21 protein-coding genes and 1 tRNA gene are annotated in these 22,940 nt (G+C 52.8%); 9 read left to right on the top strand and 13 right to left on the bottom strand.

Annotated elements, in window-relative coordinates:
• Positions 1–61: 61 nt before the first annotated feature.
• Complete coding sequence (locus AFK66_RS02350) at positions 62–2,200, bottom strand: ornithine decarboxylase (protein WP_023897989.1); 2,139 nt, start codon at positions 2,198–2,200, stop codon at positions 62–64.
• A gap of 542 nt (positions 2,201–2,742) precedes the next feature.
• Here AFK66_RS02350 and AFK66_RS02345 point away from each other — a divergent pair.
• Together AFK66_RS02345 and AFK66_RS02340 are read left to right on the top strand one after the other, a co-directional pair.
• On the top strand, positions 2,743–3,462 hold the full coding sequence (locus AFK66_RS02345) for a DUF554 domain-containing protein (RefSeq protein WP_007775370.1): 720 nt from the start codon (positions 2,743–2,745) through the stop codon (positions 3,460–3,462).
• Positions 3,463–3,574: 112 nt separating this feature from the next.
• Positions 3,575–3,650, top strand: a tRNA-Phe gene (locus tag AFK66_RS02340).
• A 277-nt stretch (positions 3,651–3,927) separates the two neighbouring features.
• Here the strand turns inward: AFK66_RS02340 and AFK66_RS02335 are convergent.
• The 7 genes from AFK66_RS02335 to AFK66_RS02305 form a co-directional block, all read right to left on the bottom strand.
• Positions 3,928–4,905 carry a type VI immunity family protein gene (locus AFK66_RS02335; RefSeq protein ID WP_023897988.1) on the bottom strand — a complete coding sequence of 326 codons (978 nt, stop codon included), beginning with the start codon at positions 4,903–4,905 and terminating at the stop codon, positions 3,928–3,930.
• A 50-nt stretch (positions 4,906–4,955) separates the two neighbouring features.
• Positions 4,956–6,152, bottom strand: a complete 1,197-nt coding sequence (locus AFK66_RS02330; RefSeq protein WP_023897987.1) for a type VI immunity family protein — start codon at positions 6,150–6,152, stop codon at positions 4,956–4,958.
• A gap of 11 nt (positions 6,153–6,163) precedes the next feature.
• Complete coding sequence (locus AFK66_RS02325; protein ID WP_007775394.1) at positions 6,164–7,426, bottom strand: VRR-NUC domain-containing protein; 1,263 nt, start codon at positions 7,424–7,426, stop codon at positions 6,164–6,166.
• Positions 7,426–7,731, bottom strand: a complete 306-nt coding sequence (locus AFK66_RS02320) for a hypothetical protein (RefSeq protein ID WP_007775396.1) — start codon at positions 7,729–7,731, stop codon at positions 7,426–7,428. Before AFK66_RS02320 ends, AFK66_RS02325 begins: the two co-directional genes overlap by 1 nt.
• Positions 7,732–7,937: 206 nt before the next feature.
• Complete coding sequence (locus AFK66_RS02315) at positions 7,938–8,429, bottom strand: hypothetical protein (protein ID WP_032968214.1); 492 nt, start codon at positions 8,427–8,429, stop codon at positions 7,938–7,940.
• A 1-nt stretch (position 8,430) separates the two neighbouring features.
• A complete protein-coding gene (locus AFK66_RS02310; RefSeq protein ID WP_007775399.1) occupies positions 8,431–10,449 on the bottom strand; it encodes a DUF3289 family protein in 2,019 nt (672 codons plus the stop codon).
• Between the two features lie 15 nt (positions 10,450–10,464).
• Positions 10,465–12,756 (bottom strand): type VI secretion system Vgr family protein, encoded by a 2,292-nt coding sequence (locus tag AFK66_RS02305; RefSeq protein ID WP_023897983.1) that lies wholly within the window; start codon positions 12,754–12,756, stop codon positions 10,465–10,467.
• Positions 12,757–13,307: 551 nt separating this feature from the next.
• Between AFK66_RS02305 and AFK66_RS02300 the strand changes: the two genes are divergently transcribed.
• Entirely contained in the window at positions 13,308–13,952 is a 645-nt protein-coding gene (locus tag AFK66_RS02300) for a DUF2238 domain-containing protein (RefSeq protein ID WP_032983369.1), read from the top strand.
• A 5-nt stretch (positions 13,953–13,957) separates the two neighbouring features.
• Here AFK66_RS02300 and AFK66_RS02295 read toward each other — a convergent pair whose 3' ends face one another.
• Positions 13,958–14,911 carry a LacI family DNA-binding transcriptional regulator gene (locus AFK66_RS02295; protein WP_007764195.1) on the bottom strand — a complete coding sequence of 318 codons (954 nt, stop codon included), beginning with the start codon at positions 14,909–14,911 and terminating at the stop codon, positions 13,958–13,960.
• A gap of 290 nt (positions 14,912–15,201) precedes the next feature.
• Between AFK66_RS02295 and AFK66_RS02290 the strand changes: the two genes are divergently transcribed.
• The 4 genes from AFK66_RS02290 (at position 15,202) to AFK66_RS02275 (ending at position 18,839) form a co-directional block, all read left to right on the top strand.
• Positions 15,202–15,516: a PTS sugar transporter subunit IIB gene (locus AFK66_RS02290; protein ID WP_004384873.1), complete on the top strand. Its 315-nt coding sequence runs from the start codon at positions 15,202–15,204 to the stop codon at positions 15,514–15,516.
• 16 nt (positions 15,517–15,532) lie between these two features.
• A complete protein-coding gene (locus AFK66_RS02285) occupies positions 15,533–16,858 on the top strand; it encodes a PTS sugar transporter subunit IIC (RefSeq protein ID WP_023897979.1) in 1,326 nt (441 codons plus the stop codon).
• A gap of 135 nt (positions 16,859–16,993) precedes the next feature.
• Positions 16,994–17,299, top strand: coding sequence for a PTS lactose/cellobiose transporter subunit IIA (locus AFK66_RS02280; protein ID WP_004384871.1), 306 nt, complete (start codon positions 16,994–16,996; stop codon positions 17,297–17,299).
• Between the two features lie 160 nt (positions 17,300–17,459).
• Positions 17,460–18,839 carry a carbohydrate porin gene (locus AFK66_RS02275; RefSeq protein WP_007774542.1) on the top strand — a complete coding sequence of 460 codons (1,380 nt, stop codon included), beginning with the start codon at positions 17,460–17,462 and terminating at the stop codon, positions 18,837–18,839.
• A 74-nt stretch (positions 18,840–18,913) separates the two neighbouring features.
• Here the strand turns inward: AFK66_RS02275 and AFK66_RS02270 are convergent, their stop codons facing one another.
• From AFK66_RS02270 to AFK66_RS02260, 3 genes are all read right to left on the bottom strand, one after another.
• On the bottom strand, positions 18,914–20,044 hold the full coding sequence (locus AFK66_RS02270) for a mechanosensitive ion channel family protein (RefSeq protein WP_007774539.1): 1,131 nt from the start codon (positions 20,042–20,044) through the stop codon (positions 18,914–18,916).
• Between the two features lie 163 nt (positions 20,045–20,207).
• On the bottom strand, positions 20,208–20,705 hold the full coding sequence (locus AFK66_RS02265) for a TIGR00645 family protein (protein ID WP_004384868.1): 498 nt from the start codon (positions 20,703–20,705) through the stop codon (positions 20,208–20,210).
• Positions 20,706–20,779: 74 nt separating this feature from the next.
• Entirely contained in the window at positions 20,780–21,280 is a 501-nt protein-coding gene (locus AFK66_RS02260; protein WP_007774537.1) for an ESA_00282 family adhesion-associated protein, read from the bottom strand.
• Positions 21,281–21,385: 105 nt separating this feature from the next.
• Here AFK66_RS02260 and AFK66_RS02255 point away from each other — a divergent pair, with 105 nt between their 5' ends.
• Together AFK66_RS02255 and AFK66_RS02250 are read left to right on the top strand one after the other, a co-directional pair.
• On the top strand, positions 21,386–21,787 hold the full coding sequence (locus tag AFK66_RS02255; RefSeq protein WP_007774534.1) for a hypothetical protein: 402 nt from the start codon (positions 21,386–21,388) through the stop codon (positions 21,785–21,787).
• Between the two features lie 5 nt (positions 21,788–21,792).
• On the top strand, positions 21,793–22,212 hold the full coding sequence (locus AFK66_RS02250; protein ID WP_007774527.1) for a hypothetical protein: 420 nt from the start codon (positions 21,793–21,795) through the stop codon (positions 22,210–22,212).
• On the opposite strand, the gene fucR is transcribed toward AFK66_RS02250, so the two are convergent.
• The gene (fucR, locus tag AFK66_RS02245) at positions 22,198–22,938 is read right to left on the bottom strand and encodes an L-fucose operon activator (protein ID WP_023897977.1); all 741 of its coding nucleotides are present in this window, start codon (positions 22,936–22,938) and stop codon (positions 22,198–22,200) included. The genes AFK66_RS02250 and fucR overlap by 15 nt on opposite strands.
• Between the last annotated feature and the right edge of the window lie 2 nt (positions 22,939–22,940).

Raw genomic sequence — 22,940 nt, 5'->3', positions numbered from 1 at the left:
GTAGGGCGGGTAAGCGAAGCGCACCCGCCAGCGTCACACCCAACACCCGCCCGATAACGCCTTATTCGCGCAACATATACCCGTACAACCGCTTAATGCCGTCCGGGTCGGTCTGGCTGTAAACGCCCTGCAACTCCGGCGAAAAGCCCGGTAACAGGTTCACGCCCTCTTCCAGCGCCAGGAAATAACGCAACGCCGCGCCGCCCCACACCTCGCCAGGCACCACGCACAACACGCCCGGCGGATACGGCAGCGCGCCTTCCGCCGCCACGCGCCCTTCGGCCTCGCTCAGACGCACCAGCTCCACGTTGCCGCGAATATACTCCACATTCGCCTGCTGCGGATTCATCACCACCTGCGGCAGCTCGGCTTTGCGGAACATCGCCCGCTGCAACGCCTTCACGTCAAAACTCACGTACAGGTTATGCATCTCCTGACAGAGCTGGCGCAGCGTGTAGCCTTTATAGCGCACCGGGTATTTCTGACAGATCGTCGGCAACACGTCGGCAAGCGGCGTATCGTCTTCAATATGTTGCTCAAAGCGCGCCAGCATCGCGACCAGATGCGCCATCTTCTGCGCGCTTTCGGCGGGTGTGAGCAAAAACAGGATCGAGTTAAGATCCGCTTTTTCCGGCACGATGCCGTTTTCACGCAGGTAATTGGCGAGGATCGCCGCCGGGACGCCAAAATCGCTGTACTCGCCGGTTTCGGCATCAATACCCGGCGTGGTCAGCAGCAGCTTGCACGGATCGACAAAATATTGCTCGCGCGCGTATCCCGCGAAACCGTGCCACGCCGCGCCCGGCTCAAAGCTGAAAAAGCGCCGTTCGCGGGCGATGGCGTCCGTCGGGTGATCCTGCCACGGCCGCCCCGCTACCGTATCCGGGATAAACGGCTTGATCATGTGGCAGTTGGCGATGATCGCTTTGCGCGCCTCGATCCCAAGCTCCACGCACTCGGCCCACAACCGCTTGCCGCTCTCCCCTTCGTGGATTTTGGCATTCACATCCAGCGCCGCGAACAGCGGATAAAACGGGCTTGTCGAAGCGTGCAGCATAAAGGCGTTATTGAGCCGCTTGTGCGGGCAAAAGCGCGCCTGGCCGCGGATATGGTTATCTTTCTTGTGGATCTGCGAGGTCTGCGAGAACCCGGCCTGCTGTTTGTGTACCGACTGCGTGACGAAAATCCCCGGATCGTTTTCATTGAGATCCAGCAGCAGCGGCGAGCAGTCGGCCATCATCGGAATAAACTGCTCGTAGCCGACCCACGCGGAATCAAACAGGATGTAATCGCACAGGTGGCCGATTTTATCCACCACCTGACGGGCGTTATAGACGGTGCCATCGTAGGTGCCGAGCTGGATCACCGCCAGGCGGAACGGACGCGCCTCCTGCGCGCGCGACGGCGCGACTTCGGCAATCAGCTCACGCAGATACGCCTCGTCGAAGCAGCGCTCGTCGATCCCGCCGATAAACCCGAACGGGTTACGCGCCGCTTCGAGATAGACCGGCGTCGCGCCCGCTTGGATCAGCGCCCCGTGGTGGTTCGATTTATGGTTGTTACGATCGAACAACACCAGATCGCCCTGTGTCAGCAGCGCGTTGGTCACGACTTTATTGGCTGCCGACGTGCCGTTCAGCACAAAATAGGTTTTATCGGCGTGAAACACCTTCGCGGCAAATTTCTGCGCGTGCTTGGCGGAGCCTTCGTGGATCAGCAAATCGCCCAGTTTGACGTCGGCGTTGCACATATCGGCGCGAAACACGTTCTCACCGAAGAAATCGTAAAATTGCCTGCCCGCCGGATGCTTTTTAAAGAACTCGCCGTGCTGGTGGCCAGGGCATGCGAACGTGCTGTTTTGCATCTCTACATACTGCGTCAGCGTGTCGAAAAACGGCGGCAGCAGGTTCTCTTCATACGCGAGTGCGGCGGTTTCAAGCGCCAGAAACTCCTGCGACGTTCCCGTGAGCGTGCCGCTGACCGGCGCGTCGCAGCTTTCGCCATTCTGAAGATAAACAAAAACCGGCAGGTTAAACCCGGTGCGCTTAAGCAGCGCGAGAATGCCGCTGCGCGTATCGGCCACTGAGAGCACCACGGCGGCCACGTCGGTGAAGTCGGTGCTATCGAGCCCCACCACGTCGCGGGAGGTTGAAAGCAGAGGAGCCACGGCGTGGCTGGCGGCAATTTTTAACGATTTCATAAGCACAAAAACCCTGAGTGTCGGTGTAAGCGCCTTCGGGCACGGCAACGGGACGGTATCCCGGCGAAACGATGTGGTCTGACTGATTACCAGCTCCGACCGCGAGACATCAGTAAAAGCAGAGCGCGCCTGGTTTTACTGTTGTCCGGCAGTGAGCGTACGGTGGCCTCACCGCATGGTGGGCATGGAGAAGTATGGCGGACAGCCATGACGGGCGCGCGGCATTGTGCAATGTCGCGAAGAAATGACGGCTGGCAGCGAACGCGCGGTCATAACACACCCTGTCTGATGGAGAAAAGTCGCGCAATCATGTCACCTTACGCCGCGTGGGGCAAGACAGCGCGCGGAGAAAATCGGGGTTTTAAGCATGATTTTAATCTGAGCATTTTTTATCATTTTGATTATTATGGGATAAAATAAATGGTTAAAATAAGTAATCATCATATTCGCATAAAAATGCCGTTACCGGGCGCACTTTCCTCACTCCGGCAACGGGCTTATGCTGAAGCCCATCGCGACCCAGACTAAAGCAGGAGCACCATGTGGTAACCGGACCTTTTATCAATGCGGCGGCAGTGCTGCTGGGCGGATTGCTTGGCGCGGCGTTAAGCCAGCGGCTTCCCGAGCGGCTACGCAGTTCGATGCCCTCGATTTTCGGCCTGGCGTCGCTCGGCATTGGCATTTTACTGGTGGTGAAGTGCGTGAACCTGCCGGTGATGGTGCTCTCGATGCTGCTCGGCGCGCTGATTGGCGAGCTTTGCTATATCGAAAAAGGAATCATCAATCTGGTGCATGGCCTGAACGGCGTGGCGCGCCGGTTGCGGCCCGGTAAAAACGCGCGGCCCGCGCAGGATAATTTCGTGCAGAGTTTTGTGGCGATCATCGTGCTGTTTTGCGCGAGCGGAACCGGCATTTTTGGCGCGATGCGCGAAGGCATGACCGGCGACAACAGCCTGCTTATCGCCAAGGCGTTTCTCGATTTCTTCACCGCCACGATTTTTGCCACGACGCTCGGGGCCGCCGTCGCGGCCATTTCCCTGCCGATGCTGCTTATTCAGTTAGCGCTCGCCGCCGGCGCGGTATTTATCCTGCCGCTGACCACACCCGCGATGATGGGCGATTTTACCGCGACGGGCGGTTTGCTGCTGCTGGCGACGGGCCTGCGCATCTGCGGTATTAAGATGTTCGCGGTGGTTAATCTGCTGCCTGCGCTGCTGATTTCAATGCCGCTTTCCGCGCTCTGGACGCGTTTCTTCGCGTAAGGCGTTAAAACGGCTATTTCGCAAGCAAAGTGGCGCAGGAATGGGCGGGCGGCGCAGAATTCGCGGAATTTCGTTGACGCCGTAAGTTGAATCGGGTTTAATGCGCCCCGTTGCCCGGATAGCTCAGTCGGTAGAGCAGGGGATTGAAAATCCCCGTGTCCTTGGTTCGATTCCGAGTCCGGGCACCACTTATTTAGAGAACCCGCCCACAAGGCGGGTTTTTGCTTTTGGAGAGCCGGACTCTTCATCGGACTGCGTTCGATTCACTCGTCGCATCCCTGCGACTCGCCCTGCGGGCAGCGCGATGGGCTGTGCAAAAACGCTCCCGGCGTTTTTGTCCGGTCCGGGCACCACTTATTTAGAGAAACCAGCCTACGGGCTGGTTTTTTGCTTTTGGAGAGCCGGACTCTTCATTGAGCTTGTCTGATGATTCGCTGTATGTGGTTTAAAGCTTCGGCAAATGGCTCACAGAGCGGTAAACTGCGGAAGGTCTACATCAAAGCGGGCAAGCCACCGGGCGGTGGAATTTCTGTCAAAACGGATTTCGCCGGCAATCGAGCCATACCCCAGGCTACCAATTTCCGGTGCGCGTATAGGTTTAAGCACCTTATTCACTTTCACGTACAGTTCAGGGTATGGGTTATCCTTAACCCAGCCTAATTCCGGCCATTCTCCGGCGCGGATAATAACGCCAGCATCATAAGGTATTATCTCAATCGATGCGTTACTCAGAGCACTACGTAAATACTGAATTCCACCCAGTTTATTTAGCCACTCATTATTAAAAAAGGTATACCAGTTAACGGAGCGTAGACCTGCCCTCATTTTTTTATCCGTATTAGAATTAATAACATCAACACCATTAAACTCATTGCAAATTTCATATTCGAGATGCTGATATCGCTCCTTTTCGTAGCACTGTTGAATTCCTAAACCCATTAACCCATGGAGTGGCTGTAAAATATCGCAAAATTGAGAAAGAAGAGCTTTTAAAAAATCTTTACGATTAAGTTCCTCAACAGGAATATAAAAACCAAAATAACTTACATTTTTATGAATTGATTCATACCATCCGGCCATAGATCCAACTGAAACTGAATAATAACTAGCATAACGAAAACCCGCATCAGAATACCAGTCAAAAAAGAAACTCTCACCGAAGCTATCAGATATATATTTTTTTAATATTTTTGTTAATTTTACATTGTAATCCAGAGGCTTGCTGGGATCATCAATATACCCCCACTTCAATTTCGCACCGAATTCATTGTGGTAAAGCTGCCAAGCTTCAGCAATTCTGGCCCGGTTTTCTTTGGTATATCCTTTATCCAGGTAAAACCATGCCACTAAGCCCACCTGTAAAGCGTTATGGTGTTCCGGGTCATCCTCCGCACCGTAAGTAAGATCGTATTCGGCCTGCTTAAATTTTTCAAAAAAATCCATTTTATCTTTTCCTTAACAGGGCCTGCTCTCTGACAAGAGGTCCTTTTTTATTATTCCGGCATGATGAAAACGCTGCCTTTATCATCTCGCTTCAGCAGTTGCCAGAGGGCACGGTGTTTATTGCCGTGTTTATCTTCAAAATAAGGCATCTTCTGCCCTTCCCGCGTTTGAATATAGTCGGTGGTGCCGTTGACAATCGTGGCCCACTGGCCCGCGTAAGGCGCAATATCGTCTGTCCAGCAGCTTATCCGCACCGGATCTTTTGCCGCTGGCATGGTGGCAAACGGCGGAAGGTCTACATCAAAGCGGGCAAGCCACCGGGCGGTTGAGCTGTCGTCAAACCGGATTTCGCCGGCAATCGAGCCATACCCCAGGCTACCAATTTCCGGTGCGCGTATAGGTTTAAGCACCTTATTCACTTTCACGTACAGTTCAGGGTATGGGTTATCCTTAATCCAGCCTAACTCCGGCCATTCTCCGGCGCGGATAATAACACCAGCATCATAAGGTATTATCTCAATCGATGAGTTGCCCAGAGCACTACGCAAATACTGAATTCCACCCAGTTTATTTAACCAATCATTATTAAAAAAGGTGTGCCAGTTTACCGAGCGAATGCCTTCACGTGAGTGTTTATCTGTTTTAGAATTTGTGATATCAACACCAAGAAACTCTTGTCCAATTTCATATTCCAGATGCTGGTATCTTTCTTTTTCATAACATTGCTGTAGCCCAAGCCCCATAATTCCATGTAACGGCTTGAGTATGTTACAAAAAATCAACAGCAGCTTTTCGACATGTTCTTTATTGTTTAATTCAGCCACAGGAAGATTAAAACCAAAACAGCTAACAGACTTGTGTATATTTTCAAACCACCCCGCAGGAGAATTTATTTCAATACTATAATCACTGGAATAGCGATATCCTTTTTCAGCAGACCACATAAAATCAAGATCATCACCAAGGCTATTAATAATCGTTTCTTTAAATTTTTCAGATGATATATTTCTATAGGCTAATTCTTTGTTTGGGTCATTAATACATCCCCACTTCAAATACTTTCCAAACTCATTGTGGAATAGTTGCCAGGCCTCCGCGATATGCTCTCGATTTTCTTTAGTATAACCTTTATCAAGATAGAAACGTGCCACTATCCCCACCTGCAACGCGTTATGGTGTTCCGGGTCATCCTCCGCACCGTAAGTAAAATCGTATTCGGCCTGCTTAAATTTCTCAAAAAAATCCATTTATCCGCTCCTTAATCGGGCCAGTAAACAAAATCCTGAGCTTGCTTCAGGGTAAATGTATTTGATGGCTGCTCTTCAGGTTCAGCCGCCGTCGCCATGCCGAGGCCGCCTGCCGGCAGCAAAAAGGTGGATGCCGTTCTGGCATACCGCACCGCGGTCCCGGCAATCATGCCCGTCAGGCTTTCTCCCGTCGCTACCGCGACGGCTCCCACGCCTGCCGTGGCGGGTATAACAACCATTTGCCCCCCCAGCAATGCCCCGAGAAACCCGGCGGCTCGCTCCCGCTCCTGCGCCTGCCGGGCGATGTCCCCGGCATCTTGCTGTGGTTTTAAGGTATTGACCTCCATGCCCGCAGGAGGCACCCAGTAGTCGCCGGCCAGCTGGTAGAAATGGTGTTGTACCTGGCGAAACTCCTGCTCCATTTCTCCTTCCAGCAGTTGATACGCTGGCACATCCGGGCGAAGGCAGATCTGTTCGGTTTCTCCCAGCGCATCCGCTACCGGTTTATAGACCGGCTCCTGAGCGGCATCCCGTATCCACTCGCGTTTGCGTTTGTCGTCTATCTGACAGACGTCGGTTTCAAGTAGACGAAAGTCACTGGGTTTAGCCGCGATCAACTCATAAGCTCGTTGTTGTCTCCAGGTCAACCTGTCCCCCGGAAACTTAATCTCAATCACCGTATGAATATTTCCCTGGCTAAAGGCAGCGTTACCCGTCAGGGTGACGTCGCTGATTCGGATAACATCCGGTATCCGAAAGCTCCCCTTGCGTTTGAGCACAATATCCAGCGCATCATCCAGCATGATGTCACCGGCCTCCGGCGCAGGCAGTGTTTCCAGTTCATCCCGCGTCAGCAATTCGATAACGCGCTCCACTTCCCCCTCGGCCATTTCCCGCAGGCGCATTTCATAACCTCGTTTTATCAGGCGATACTGCGCGAGCGGGAAGCTGCTCGGCCAGTTAGGGTGTCGCCTGCTCATTAGCGGCGAGGGCGGATTGCGCGTCATGTCGTAGCCCACTTCGCCAATGTAGGGAAAATGGTAATTAAAGTTCCTGTCATCCTGCCGAATAAGCCGGGTCACCTTTCGCTGATACATCATCTTCCCGTCGGAGCGCTTCACGGGATATTTCAGCGCGTAGTTCACCTTCTCGCACAGGTACCATAAATCCAGCGGATTGGTGACGCTGGCCACCGTACCTTCAGGCGCTTTTACTGTTGTTGCTGTTCTTTGCGGCTCGCCCGGCACGCCGGCGGCTCTCTTCCCTGCTGCCATCAGTTTTCCTCCTTGTCGTAATCTGAAAAATCGAGCGACAGCGAGGTGCGGCTATCCCAGTAGCTGGCGCTGAAACATTCCCGGCGGAATTGTTCCGGGTGCGGTGTCAGAGCGATTTCCTCACTCTGTTTGCTCCAGGCGCGCTGCGTCTCACCGTTGACATCGGTTTCGCCGCGCAGCGTGCCGCCCGAAAACGTGAGCGTATAGGGGAAACCAGCCAGCGGCTTATTCGTTGTCTGGTCGCGCACAATAAAGAATTCGCTGTACCCGTCCGCTATGGGCATAACGGGCATCTCCTGCGCCATCGCAGCCGCCGCCCCTACATACGTTCGCGGCACCCTGCGCAGATACACTCCGGTTGTGCCATATTCGATTTTCCCTTGTTCTATTTTCAGGTAGCTGCCACCGCCGATAAGCGTGATGCGCTTCTTGCCGGCAAAGGTAATATCTCAACCAGTGATTTTTTACTTTTAATTTTATTTGATAAAATGCTTACATATGAATATAAACTTTAGCCACCATAGTTAACGAAATGAATATAAACATCTTTATTACCAATAACTCCTACCTTCTCATCATCCTCCGTAGATGTCCTTAGCTGGATAACAAAAATTTGGCTCTCTTTAGGTAAACATTGTCCATTATTTAATTTACCATTTAAGCAATAATAATCATCCCCCATCCAATAATCTAACTCACTTTGATCATAGGGCGTTGACAACTTATTATCTATGACAAGTATACTGTCACAGCCATTATCAAGAGGTTTCCAGTTTCTCATAATATCCTCACTAAAACGTAACCACATTTTTTTCAAAGAAATTCTCGACAAAGGTGCATTATCAACGACGACAACCGTGGACTTACAAGTTTTCCCCCAGATATCATTATATTGAGTTTGCTGGTAGATGCTGTTTATTTCTCCCTGCCTTAGATAAAAAACAAAAAACACATAGAAGGCGCATGTTAGTATCAAAAAAGATATCAACTTTAATTTTTTCATGTTAGTCTCCCTCAATCCAAATACTAAAATCCGCCTCATTAATAAAGGGCTTGAAATCATAGTGCTGATAACGTTGCAAAATAAACCATGAGCAAAACCAGGGGATAAGCTCAAACCCTTTACCATTCATATCTGCTGTATCCAGCCCAAAATGATCCTGGATACAAAATGATATACGTGCTTTAAAAGTTACGCGATTTGGCATACCAACATTAGCATCAAAAACATCAAGCTCATCGATGTATATGTTTGTTGAATATGTATCATGAATAGCGATACCGAGTCCATTAACCCAATCATAATCATCAAACTTTGGTAGCTTTATCCGGCTTCCTATGTCGTTACTCAAACCCTCCAGATCCAATCCGGATAATGCTTTAAAATTATTTTTATTTAATTTATCACTGATCTGTCTTTTAATTTCATCAACACACAACTTCGTGGTTTTGTGCTCTAAAAAGGCTTTATTAAGAAGCTCATGCCTCAATATACCACCTTCGTTCCTTTTAAATTTTTCCAGCATAATTCTAATCAACGGAGAATATTCCCCCCAGGCAGTCCATTCGGCCATATTGTCCATTGTGGCGAAATGCTCTTCCAATGTTTTGTCAAAATTAAAAAAACTCTTCTTAAGTTCCTTGCCAGAAATATTGATCTTGTTTACCTTTCCCTGCTCCAGGATCTGCTCTTTGGTTAAATCTCCGTGTTGCATATCATCAACAGTGAAATCATTCATTTTTTTATGCTTAATACTATTAGCACTGGAATAGATGAGCCGGCGTTCTGCTTTCTGTAGTTGGATAATCAGGCCTCGAGGATCGAAATGCCAGACCTGGCCAGCTAACTCGTTCTGAATACTCATTGGTAGTTTTTCAAAAAACGATAATGCTTTCACATATTCCTTTAGGGCCGTATAACTCTCATCATTCATGGGTTCAGACAGCGACGCATTAGGGTTTTTTAGCCATGAAAATCGTGCATCAAATGATGAAAAGTCCCACTCCAGAGGAAATTTACAAATAAACCGGGTGAAATCCGCACACCGTTTCTCCCGTGCTTTTTTTACTATTTTTGAATTGCATTGGCTGTCTGGGGTTAAATCATCGTCTACAAGAATCCATCCGGCCCAGTCCGGGAAATCAGCATCTGTCCAGGTCTTAATTTTAGGTGAGGATACATCCACCCATCCCTCGCCACCAGGGTAAATCACCTTAACCCACTCACTGTATATTTCATATCCCCTAACGACCGGTGTGGGCTCGCAAATACAGTCCACCGCTATCGCCGTTTCTCCCACCAATTCGTAACCCCAATCAACCTTACGCATTGTTCGTGTTTTCAAGCCTTCATGTACAATATAGAGGTCTAATGAAGTGTGACAAAATGGGAAGAGTGATAACTCATAAGGCGAGTTTCCATTATATACAGGCGTTTCGGCAGGAAAATAAAAGTAGCGATTACCGTAGCGAGATTTCACTCTACCCGAAGCACTAAGATCCAGAAAGCCGCGATCACGACCACAAATCACCTTCAACATTTCAGCAGAGCAGCACATCTGAAAATGGTAAGCGTTGCGTCCACCAACCATACCTGTAGTGCCAATAACCGGCCCCCGTCTGACATTAATACCAGACTTGCTCAGAATTTCCGGACGCACCTGTTTCATATGCATTGTGAGTGAATAAAATACGCAGGTTTCCGGAATTTCACCAATCAGCATCTCATGGCGGATAAGCACACAACCGTTATCCGTTGCACCCTCATAATTGAGAGGTTTCGTGCCTCGTTTTTCTGGTGAAGCCGGATAGCTTGCCCAGACAACCACACCATCAGCAACAGCTCTCAGCGGGTTAGCGAACACACCTGAATCAGTATGAGGAATGTGAATTCCGCCATGCCATGACTCAACGCCATTTACAGGAAAACCCCGAGCCGGGTCGACAGGCATAGTACGCATAACCCAGGAGGCATAATCTTCATCATCCTTACGGGGAAATAAAATTGGCGGTGAAATATGCATTAGCGAGCTCTTTGCTTATGAAAATAAAAATACGTTGAGTGCCAAAGGCTTTTCTTCAACGCTATTGTATGAGGGCAAATCAACAGCCATCGCAGCCGCCGCCCCTACATACGTTCGCGGCACCCTGCGCAGATACACTCCGGTCGTGCCATATTCGATTTTCCCTTGTTCTATTTTCAGGTAGCTGCCGCCACCGATAAGCGTGATGCGCTTCTTGCCGGCAAAGGAAATATCGCGAGTGGAGGTTATTGTCAGCTTCTTCTGTGCCGCCAGACTCATCCTGCCGTTCTGCGCCTGCATCCCGACTGGCCCCTCGCCGGATTTCAGGCTCAGCGGGCCGGTGTGGGCAAACAGGCCGAGTTTGTCACCCGCCAGCGCCGTCATATTCCCCATCACGCCGACACTGATATCGCCCCCGGCATTGATGGCCACGTTTTTCGCGGCGGCAAGCTGCATATGCTCACCGCTGGTGAACGCCACGCCTTGCGGGCCATAGGCATGAATCATCTGGTTGAGCGGCCTGAGGCGCTCGTTAAACATGGCGGTCTGGCTGGCGATATCCGCCTGTAATGCCTGCGCCTGCTCTGCGACGCGGCTAAGCTCTTCAATCTGTTGCAGACAAAGCGCGATCTCTTTCAGGGCCGTTTCCATGTCCAGCACTTCGCCTGCGGCTCTGGCCTGCCCTTCAGCGGTGATGAACAGCCCTTTCGCCACGCGAATGACGCCATACTCATCGGTACGCAGCTCAAAGCCCGCGCCACGCGATTTTCCCTGCGCGTCAGCGACCTGCCCCTCATTAAGCTGTGACGCGCCATAAGGCGTGGTCAGCGCGATATGCTCTTCGCCGCGCCGGTCTTCCATGCGTAACTCGTTGTCGCCCGCGGTACGCAGAATGTTCTGGCTACGGTTGTCGCGATTCACCACATCAGCATGTTCAGAATCATGCAGCGCATAGGCGATGTAGGGCTGATCGATATCGCCATGACGCCAGGCGATCGCGACCTCCGTACCGTCGATAAGCGGCATATGCCAGCCTGCGTCCTCGGCGGTATAAGGCTTCGCCATTCTCAACCACACGTAGCCAAAACCCGGCTCGCTGTCGCTGCGGTCAACATCAAGCCTGACCCGGTAGCGGCCGTACTCATCAAGATGGGCGTAGATATCGTGTTTCTCGCGGCTTTCCACACGGGCGGGTAACGTTCCGTGAATTTCAGGGCGCGGCGGGCAATCCGGGCGAAAGCAGTAGCGCTCGGTGTACGGCTGTCCCCACACCGAAACATGCAGGCTGGAGTCACGCGCGCCCCGGTACGTCAGTAGGGTCATTAACACGCCATTTTTCAGCGCGGTGATGACATCACCCTGGGGTTCCAGCACCTGGCCGGGCGCCAGATGGGGCGCGTTGCTGAAAAGATGCAGGCGGACTGATTTGTTCAGTTCACGCTCATGATCAATGCGCGCATAAAAGGCGCCGCTCTCCGTCGCGGGTTCAGGATCGTGCTCGTCCCCCTCTTCCTGATAGAGGTCGCCATAGCGGTAATGCTCGCCTGTCGTCACCGCCTCACTGCGCACAGCAACCTGCGCCTGCATGGGCGATGTGGCGCTACGGTAGTTATAACGGTTCACATGAGTCAGTCCTGGTACGACGGTGTGCCAGGTACGCACGCTCCAGACACTTTCCTCTGCCGACAACCCGGATGGCTCCCGGTAGGGCAACCGGATATCGAATTCATACTGAAGCTGCGTGTCGCCAAAAACCACCACATCAAGTTCTGTCGCGTCGTTCATCGCAAAGCGAAACCAGATGCCCACTTCGGCCAGAATCCGCTGGATAAATTCAAGATCGGTTTCCCGCCACTGGGTGATGATGTCGCGGTACGGGTATTCGCGGGAAAGCCGAAACTCGAAATCCGGCCCTTCCAGGCCATGCGCCCGCAGCACCTGCTCTACAACTTCAGGCACCGACTGGTTCTGGAATATGGCGCAGCGACGGGTACGGGAGAGCAAAGCAAGACGAGATTCCAGCGTGACCGCATAATGAGACTGGTCAGCGTTTGTTGACAGCCACGCAAAGCGGGTAATGACACCGTAAATAGTTTTCCGCCCATTCATATCAAAACGGGCATATTTCATCAGGATATCTTCGCGCTGAACGGTGTGCGGCGTGGTAAATTCAATTCGCCACGAAAAAGGTTCACTTAGCGCCTCCCGCCCTCTGAATATCAGCACATCGGGTTTTACAGGACAGCCGTTAATATTCAGGTGATAACGCGATAAAGAAATATTGCCAGTGATTGCTGCATGTTTCATTCGCTTACTTGTCCCTGTAATAATGATGCTTTTATTTCAAAATCATTTTAATAAAGCGGTTATTCTCTTTTAATTATCTGACGAAAACAAGTTATCGAAATTATCTCCGCGTTACTACATCGAGTTTATTTGACCGTATCGCTAAATGCGTTGAGTATAGTGATCCAATAACGCGTTGATAAACATCGCAATAGTTTTTACTCCATTCATTATTTGTTATGTGAAGCCTAACCTGATTCATATTATTTATGTATTTGCTTTTCCGGCTCGTTAATTGCGCTTCAGATGAGAGAAATTAAAGAAAAGAGATGATATCTGATACATCCCTTTGTAAAGCGCACGCCCTGGTTACGCATCGGGAAAACGAGCCATGTGGGCAGGGCCTTTAAATTTTTGCTAAAAGCGTTACGCCAGTCGCGGCTTTGCCATCAAATTATCTGTGTTCTGGATAAAGTTGCTTGCTAATAAACCTCATCGCTCCCGTTGTTCTCTCCTTGCAATCCCCCTCTTTTGCGCTAAACAGTAACTTTTACCCAGGTGAAGGATCGCTGATGCCCCTCTCCCGTCCGCTGTATCTCTCTGTCGGCACATTGCTGCTGGCGCTGCTGCTTATTCTCACCGCGCTGACCACCGAACGACGGCTCACCTGGCTGATGGAAGTGCTGCCGGTGTTTATCGTGGTGCCAGTGCTGTGGGCCACCGCGAAGCGCTATCCGCTGACGCCGCTGCTCTATGCGTTGATTTTCACCGGCTGCGTGTCGCTTATCGTTGGCGGCATGTACTCCTACGCGCGGGTGCCCGTCGGATTTATGGTGCAGGAGTGGCTCGGGATGGCGCGCAACCCGTATGACCGGTTCGGCCATGTGTTGCAGGGGTTAGTGATGTCGCTGTCGGCGCGGGAAGTGCTGGCGCGCGGCGGCTACCGGCTCGGCGCGAAAATGCTCGCGTTCCTGGTCTGCTGCGTGACGCTTGCTATCAGCGCCTTTTACGAGCTGATTGAGTGGTGGGTGGCGCTGGCGCTCGGCAAAGACGCCGATGATTTTCTGGGTACGCAGGGCGACGAGTGGGACACGCAGGCGGATATGCTCTGCGCGCTCCTCGGCGCGTTTATCTCGGTGTTTGCGCTGGCGCGCGGTCATACCCGCCAGCTTAAACGCGTAATGCGCTCACAAAAAAGCCGCCCGCAGGCGGCCTGATGCGTTTAGCGCTTGCGCATCTCCGGCAGGAAGAGATCGCCGCGCAGCACGCCGCTGCCCAGCACATCCTGCGTCTTCTCGTTCAGCCAGCCCACAATGCGCGCGGCCATGACGTCCATCGAATATTCGATAGCCGGAATGGTCGGCACGCCGGGCATTTGCAGCGTGCCCGCGAGGCTGAAGACCATGATGTCGTCCGGCACCGATTTATTAAATGCCTGAAGCTGCGGAATAACCCGCTGCGCCTCCTGATCGTCCGCCACCAGCAACGCGTTGAAGTTAAGCGTCGTCGCGTTGTTGAGCAACTCCTGTAACGCCACCGAGGAGGAAGTGGCATCCATAAATACCAGATTGCGGTTAAACGGCAGGAAGTTGCGCTCCAGCGCCAGCTTATAGCCGAGCAGCACCTGATCGGCGAAGCCGTTGCCCTGCGGATAAATCAGGGCTATCTGGCGGCGGTTCTGCCGAATCAGATAGTTACAGGCGGTTTCCACCGCAAACGCGTGATCGTAATGCAGACTGGGGGCGTTTTCGCTCTCCATGCAGTCCACAAGGATCACATTTTCCTGGGTGATGTTTAACGGAAACCGCGCGCCGATAATCAGCACGTCATCGCACAGGCCGCTGGTAAGTTCGTCCAGCGCGTTCATCACTTCATGCTTGCTGTTGGCGAAGCGCAGCAGCAGGTGTTTCTGGTGCTGGCTGAGCTGTTTTTCCAGCGCGTAGAGGTAGCCCGTGGTCTGGTTGATATTCTCCTGGGCGCAGATAACGCCGATGCAGCCGGTGCTCTGGCTTAGCAGCGACTGCGCGATGACGTTGGGCCGGTAATTGAGTTCATCGACGGCTTTCAGTACGGCCTGACGGCTGGCTTCCTTGACGCCGCGCGATCCGCTCAGCACCCGTGACACCGTGGCTTTCGACACCCCGGCCAGACGCGATACATCGTTGATTGTTGACATCTTTTTCCCCTGGCAGAAACCTGGCTTTCTGCGTCAAATCTTCATCAAAAATCGTTCAGATGATAACCGTCTGAAGTATATCCGTTTCCCGAAATCATGGAAACCGATTTTCCGTTTCGTGTCCGTGGTAAGCATTTCGGCCGAAAAGCTGTGATGCAAATCCAATTAATTTGCCCGATACGGCGGAGATCATGACGGGTTTCACACTTCTCTTTTTTATAAATGGAAATCGGTTTCCATATCCTATCCAATCATCTCCGCAATAAGTTTTTACATTTAAGGATGAGGCCATGTACAAGATTATGCTGTGTTGCTCTGCGGGGATGTCCACCAGTCTGCTGGTGAGAAAGATGGTTGACGCGGCAGGAGAACGGGATCTTCCCGTACAGATTGAAGCCTGGGGCGTTGCCGAATTTGATACGCAGTTTCCAAAGTATCAGGTGGTGCTGCTCGGGCCGCAGGTGAAGTATATGTTACCGACGCTGTCGCAAAAGGCTGCCGCTCACGGCATTCCTGTTCAGGCCATCGACATGATGGATTACGGAATGCAGCGTGGCGACAAAGTGCTGGATTACGCGCTCTCGCTTATTGAAGCCGCGCATTAGAAACAGGATCTCGCCCATGAGTTCTTTATATCAGTCGATGGTTGCCGTTATTGAACAGACGATTACGCCGCTCGCCGGGAAACTCGGCCAGCAGAAATATGTTATCGCCATTCGTGACGGCTTCACCGCGGCGCTGCCGTTCATGATTATCGGCTCGTTTATGCTGGTGTTTATCTTCCCGCCGTTCTCTGCCGATACCACGGTCGGCTTTGCCCGCGCCTGGCTCGATTTCTCGCAGACGTACCGCGAACAGCTAATGCTGCCGTTTAATCTCAGCATGGGCGTGATGACCTTTTTTATCTCCGTTGGCGTCGGCGCGAGCCTGGGGCGTCAGTTCCAGCTCGATCCCGTCATGGCGGGCCTGCTGGCGTTTATGGCGTTCCTGCTGGTGGCTGCCCCCTACGCCGACGGCAAAATCTCCACGCAGTATCTCTCGGGCCAGGGCATTTTCACGGCGCTGATCACGGCGATTTACTCCACCCGCGTCTACGCGTGGCTTAAGGAGCACAAGGTGACCATCCGCCTGCCGAAAGAGGTGCCGACCGGCGTGGCGCGCTCGTTTGAAATTCTCATTCCGGTTATCGCGGTGATGGGAACGCTGCACCCGCTGAACCTGTTTATCGAAGCGCAAACCGGGATGATCATGCCGCAGGCGATTATGCATCTGCTGGAACCGCTGGTTTCCGCGTCTGACTCCCTGCCCGCCGTACTGCTCTCCGTGCTGCTGTGCCAGATTTTCTGGTTCGCGGGCATTCACGGCTCGCTTATCGTCACCGGCATCATGAACCCGTTCTGGATGGCGAATCTCTCCGCCAACCAGGCGGCGCTGGCTGCGGGCGCCGCGCTGCCACACACTTATCTGCAAGGCTTCTGGGATCACTACCTGCTGATTGGCGGCGTCGGCTGTACTCTGCCGCTGGCGTTTTTGCTCCTTAAAAGCCGGGCGACGCACCTGCGCACCATCGGCAAAATGGGCATCGTGCCGAGCTTTTTTAATATCAACGAACCGATTCTGTTCGGCGCGCCCATCATTATGAACCCGATCCTGTTTATCCCGTTCGTCTGCGTGCCGCTGGTCAACGCCGTACTGGCCTGGACCGCTACGCGACTGGGGCTGATTGAACAGGTGGTGTCGCTCACGCCCTGGACAACGCCTGCGCCCATCGGTGCTTCCTGGGCCGCCAACTGGGCGCTGGCCCCGGTGGTGATGTGCCTTATCTGTATGGTGATGTCGGCGCTGATTTACCTGCCGTTCCTGCGCGCCTATGAACGCTCGCTCATTAAGACCGAAGAGCAGAAAGCGCGTAACGCCGCCCCACAGGCGCAAACCGTGACCGGATAATTCCCGCTGCGCCAGGGACGGCACGGCTCAAATAACGACAGCGGAAATAATAAGCATTAAACGCGTGGCGGTATTTCGCCCTGCGGGGAGCGTTACGCCTTTTTATTCCCTTTCATCAATGAAGAGTAAGAAAGAATGATTGCACTGGAAGAAGCGGTAATGGAAATCATCGTCAACGCGGGGCAGTCGCGCAGCCTCTGCTTTGAAGCGCTGCACGCCGCGCGGGCGGGCAATTTCAGCGAGGCGCAACACCTGCTGCGCGAAGCCGACGGCTACGCCCGGCAGGCGCACAAGATGCAGACGAAGCTGATTGAGCAGGACGCGGGCGAAGGCCGCCAGCCAATGACCTTAATTATGGTGCACGCGCAGGATCACTTAATGAATTCCCTGCTGGCGCGCGAATTTTCTGAAGAGCTGATTCATTTATATCAGCGTCAGTAAATAAATTATTTTATTCGCGGCAGAAGATCTTCTGTGGGCGATAAATAAACCGCTGTACCTGAAATGACGTAAATACGCTTTCCCGATGATAGCGCATTAATTCTGGCTCGCCAGAAGGGAAAGCTGTTGTCTTAATAATAGTGACGATAAAGAGATAATTATGACTACGTTAAAAAAACTTCCATTAGCCCTGGCGGTTATCGCCGCCCTTTGCCCTGTATCTGTGCTCGCTCAGGAATATACCCAGGAACAGATTGACGCCATGGTGGCGAAAGCGGTGGATAAAGCGCTGGCCGAGCGCCAGGCAAAAATCGACGCCGCCATGAACAAAAAAGCCGATGTGGTCACCGAGCCGCAAAGCCCTGCTCAGACGCCGGATCTGGCAATTCCGTTCGGCGTGAAGTTTACCGGTTACGCCCGTTATGGCGCGCATTACCAGAGCGGCGATCAGAAATATGTCGCGGTTGACGGCTCCTATAACGGCGCTTCCGCGATTGGCCGTCTCGGCAACGAAGGCAACGGCGGCGAATTCCAGCTATCGAAAGCCTTTAAAGGCGGCAACGGCGCAATCTGGGATGTCAACGTGATGTTTGACCACTGGGGCGACGAAGTGAACCTGAAAAAAGCCTACGCGGGCGTGACCAACCTGCTGGAATCGAACCCGAACGCCTATTTCTGGGCCGGGCGTGATTTCCACCAGCGTCCGCAACAGGGTATCAACGACTATTTCTGGATGAACCACGACGGCCAGGGCGCCGGGGTGAAAAACTTCGATCTGGGCGGTGTTCAGTTCGATGTGGCGGTGGTAGCCGCCGTGGAATCCTGTAGCCCGGAAGTGATGGAAGACGAAGCGAACCCGTCACGCATCACCTGTACCGGCGGCTCCGGCACCGGCGACAAAGGCAACTACGCGGCGACGTCTAAAATTCACGGCATGAAAGTCGGCCCGCTCGATTTGGAGCTGTACGCCAACTACGGCTTTGACTCAAAAGCGGTCGATCGCGACGAGCGCCTGAAAGCCTGGCAGGGCGGCGTGGTGCTGAGCCACACCAACGACAGCGGCGTGAATAAGCTCATCGCCCGCTACTCCGATAATTCAGACAACAGCGTGTATAACAAAACCGACGATCTGACCACGGTGTACGCGAGCTTCGAAGGGCTGCACAGATTCACGCAGCAGGCGCAGGTGGAGTATCTGCTGGCGTTCCACGATTATGACAATGACCGTGACGACCGCGATAACCGCCGCAACTATAACGCCATCGTGCGTCCGATGTATTTCTGGAACGACGTCCACTCGACCTGGCTGGAAGCGGGCTGGCAGCGCGTTGATTACCAGGACGGCGGCGATAACAGCGGCTGGAAAGTGACGCTCTCGCAGAACATGTCTATCGCGATGGGCCCGGAATTCCGCCCGATGCTGCGTTTCTACGTGACCGGCGGCGAAGTGGATAACAAACGCACCGCGCGCGTCAACAATACCGACGACACCACGCTCGATTCGCTGAATATCGGCGCGATGTGGGAAGCCTGGTGGTAATCAGGCTGGGATAACGTGCAAAAAAAAACCCGCCGCCGGGCGTACCGGGGCGGGTGTTATGTCTTACCGGCGCGTTACGCCGGGCTTGCCGCAGGTGGGTTTCGGCCCTCTTCTGCCGCCTCCTGCGGCTTTTCTTCTTCCGGCACATCAGGCTGGATAATCACACGGCTTGGCAGCGCGAGCCGCACGCCCAGCTCCTGTAGCCCTTCCATAATACGCAGGTTGATCTCCTGCTGCAGATCCATGTACTGGTTGTAATCCGCCGTATTAATGATGTGCACCACTTCGTAGGTCAGGCGATCCTGATCAAAAGTGGCGAAGTGGGCGCGGTCGAAGCGGGTATCGCCGCTCTTCTCGATAATGGATTTGACCATCGGGCCAATCTGGCGCAGCTTTTCGGGCGGCGTGGAGAGCGAGACGCCAAAGGTGAATACGATACGGCGCGTCTGCATGCGCTTGTAGTTGTGGATCGTCTGCTGAAGCAGAATGGCGTTCGCGCAGACGATCTGCTCGCCGCTTAAGCTGCGGATGCGCGTGGTTTTCAGCCCGATATGTTCAATGGTGCCGGAGACATCGTTAAAGACGATGAAGTCGCCAATTTCAAACGGCTTATCGAAACCAATCGAGAGCGAGGCGAACACATCGCTCAGCACCGTCTGCACCGCCAGCGCGATGGCGATACCACCGACGCCGAGGCTCGCCACCAGCGCGGTGATATTGACCCCGGCGTTAGCGAGAATCGACAGCAGCATCACCGCCCAGATCAGCGCGCGGATCATCAGCCCCAGAATAATCGTCGTCACCGGATTACGGTGCGTGCCGGGGCGCATCAGCGAATGGCGCAACCACGACTGCACCGCCTGATCGAACCAGAGCGCGATTTGCAACGCCAGCACCAGGAACCAGGCGTGGGAAATCGTGCTGTGCATCCGGTCAGGCAGACTGACAAATTGCAAACTGAAGAGAAACGCGGCAAAGAGGATCAGAATGCGCCGCGTCTTTCTTAATACGTCAAGAAAGACCTTATACGCGGTGCCGTTATTATGCTCCTCCGCCCAGCGCGCGATGCGCTTGTGCAGTACGGCGAGAATTTTACTGACGACCCAGTAAGTGACGAGAGTTATCGCCAGTACCAGCAAGACATTTCCCCAGAACGTTAATGATGTCATCAGGCGCAAAAAATTGGTGTGCAGAATGTAATCCATTCTTCCTCCCTTGTCGGTAGCCCTAAAGTGAAATCTGAGTATAGACCATCGCTAAGAGGGCTTTTTTCAGAGGGTTAGACTGTCTGCGGGCATAAAAAAAGCCCCTTCATCAGAAGGGGCTTAATGCCGGAATTAACCGATTCGGGCTGTACACCGTAAAGGGTTAATAGCCTTTTGAGCGGGAGATTTTATCCAGATACCCCATCACAAACGCCGACAGCACAAATGTCAGATGGATAATCACATACCACATCAGTTTATTATCCGGCACGTTCTTCGCATCCATAAAGACGCGCAGCAGGTGAATGGAGGAGATGGCGACAATCGACGCCGCTACTTTATTTTTCAGCGAACTGGCGTCCATTTTCCCCAGCCAGCTCAGTTTTTCCTTACCTTCATGAATATCGAGCTGAGAAACGAAGTTTTCATAGCCGGAAAACATCACCATCACCAGCAGTCCGCCCACCAGCGTCATATCCACCAGCGACAGTAACAGCAGGATCAGATCCGCCTCGGCAATCGTCAGAATGTTCGGCAGAACGTGAATAATTTCCTGGAAGAATTTGACGGTCAGCGCCAGCAGCGCCAGAGAAAGCCCGAAATAAACCGGGGCCAGCAGCCAGCGCGAGGCGTACATTGCGTTTTCGATAAAGCGTTCCATAGCGTCCTGAAAAATAGCCAGAATGGCTTTCAGTATAACGCACAGAGGTGACGGTCTGACAACAGACGGAGGGATCAGACCTGGGTGATATCGACCTGCGGGCGCTGGAACTCGGGCCAGACGATCGCCACCAGTTGCGGATAGGCCTCCTGGCTAAATTCATGGAAACAGTGGCGCAGGTTGAGGACTTCAATATCAGAGAAAGTGACTAACTCACCGTTCAGACAGCGTTTTTTTAAATTATCGTAATATTTATAAACGGCTGAATTAAGATTACTACAACGGCGCTGCGCTTCAAATAAACCTGGCGTGGCGTTCAGCTCTTCAAATGTCATTTTTTTAATGGTGGCGTTTGTAAAATCGATATATTCATGATTAACGCGCCAGTACCACAACGGCGTAATTGCGTTAAGGAGCGCGGAGAAATGGTCTTCGCCCTCTTCTTTGTTGCGCGGCGGGATGGGATCTGCGCCAGAAGCGTTGTCTGGTTTATTGGCACCATTTTCTTTCATAAAAAAAAGCACGCCGCTTAAAAGTAGCAGCAAGGTAATGACAGAATAAAAAATACTGTTCATGCGCAGGCTCCGTTTTTTTTGATTTTAATTTTCCGGCATGTTATTGTCAACGAAAACCATCCGGCGTATTTCTTTATCCTTCTGATATAAAAGGAAATAACATCAATGTTGCCCGACAATCTTGTGCCGGCGCGTTATCGTATTCCCACACCCGACAACCACCCCTCCGGCGAACAAAATAGCGAAAATTTAACTCAGGGAAAGCCAAAGCTCGAAGAATATGAAACGGACATATTGAGCGGCAAATCTCTGGCGGGCCAGAGCGGCAACGTACTGCTGGAAGAACGCGACCGTCATATTAAAGCACGCCTGCTCAGTGTGGTTAAAATTGAGGCTTACACTAAAGTCCTGAATAATCTGGTCGAAGATAATGCTATTAGCGCTGAAGAATTGGCTGAACTGATCGCCACGAAAACCGCGCAGATAAATGAAGCGGGTAATAAAATTTGGCTTAATCTCATTACCCAGGAAAAAGACGCCCCCGTTTTTTATAAGCTCGAGGATTAACTGGCGTGACGGAAATAACCTCCAGCCACCAATATTTCACTTTAGATAAGCAAGAAGAACAGAAATTTATCTTAAGTCAGAATTTGCAGGCGCTGATTAATGAAAAAAATGAAGCCATCGCCGGTTATACCCGGGCCGTGCTGACGATCCCGGCCGCCCTGGTTCAGCTGAAATGGCAAAATCGCCGCGAAATCTATCCGTTTCTGGTGAAAGAAGAGGTCTATGGCGCCGTACTTGAAGAGATCATGAAGCGTTATCCGCAGCTGCGTGTGCAAATCCTGACGGCCATTGAAGAAAATTATCAGCAGATTAAAGCGCAGGAAGCCGAAACGCTGATGCTAAGCCGCAGGCTCGCCGATGGCAACTGCCAGACCTCTTCCGTCACGCCGCTGCCCGAACCGCCCGTCGCCTCACCCGGCAAGTAGCGCGCCCGCGTTCTGTCCGCCGTTTTCCTCCTGCGTTATCACCTCCGTCACCTGATCCAGCGTTCCGATTTGCACATCACCGGTCCGATTGCGTTTGCTTCGGTCTATCAGCAGCAGCGATTGCGCCGCCCGGCGCAGCAGCAGCGTTTTGTACTCCGCGTTCCAGGAGCGCACGTCCCAGATGGTGCCCGTCTCATCAATCCCCTGGCATGAGAAAAGAAACAGATCGATATCGATATGCTTCAGTAACGCAGGCAGCGACGGGTTTTCATAACAGGCGGCCTGACGATGCAGAATGCCGCCGGTGCTGATAAGCGTTATCTGCTCGCGTCTGGAGACCTCCTGCCCTACCCGCACGCTGTTGGTGAAAATAGTGAGCGGGATATCCGGCAACTGCCGCGCCAGGTACCAGCAGGTGGTGCTGGCGTCGAGCGCCACCACCATCCCGGCGTCGAGCCAGTTCAGCGCGTTGCGCGCGATATCCATCTTATGCGCATGGTGGCTTTTCAGGCGCGCCTGGAACGGATCGTCATGGCCTGGCATATCGCGGCGCAGCGCCCGCGCGCGCCCGTGGCTGCGCAGAATCTTCCCGGCGCGCTGAAGTTCGCTCAGATCGCGCCGGATGGTCTCCTGGCTCACGGCAAGGCGGCTTGCCAGCGTCTGGGTGCTCAGTGCCTCATGCGCCCATAAGAGCCTGATAATCTTCTGCTGACGCTCGTTTTTCATTC

It is taken from the genome of Cronobacter malonaticus LMG 23826 (genome assembly GCF_001277215.2).
Lineage (GTDB): Bacteria > Pseudomonadota > Gammaproteobacteria > Enterobacterales > Enterobacteriaceae > Cronobacter > Cronobacter malonaticus.
Note: the sequence above shows the minus strand (reverse complement) of the source record. Positions and strands in the feature narration are given on the sequence as shown.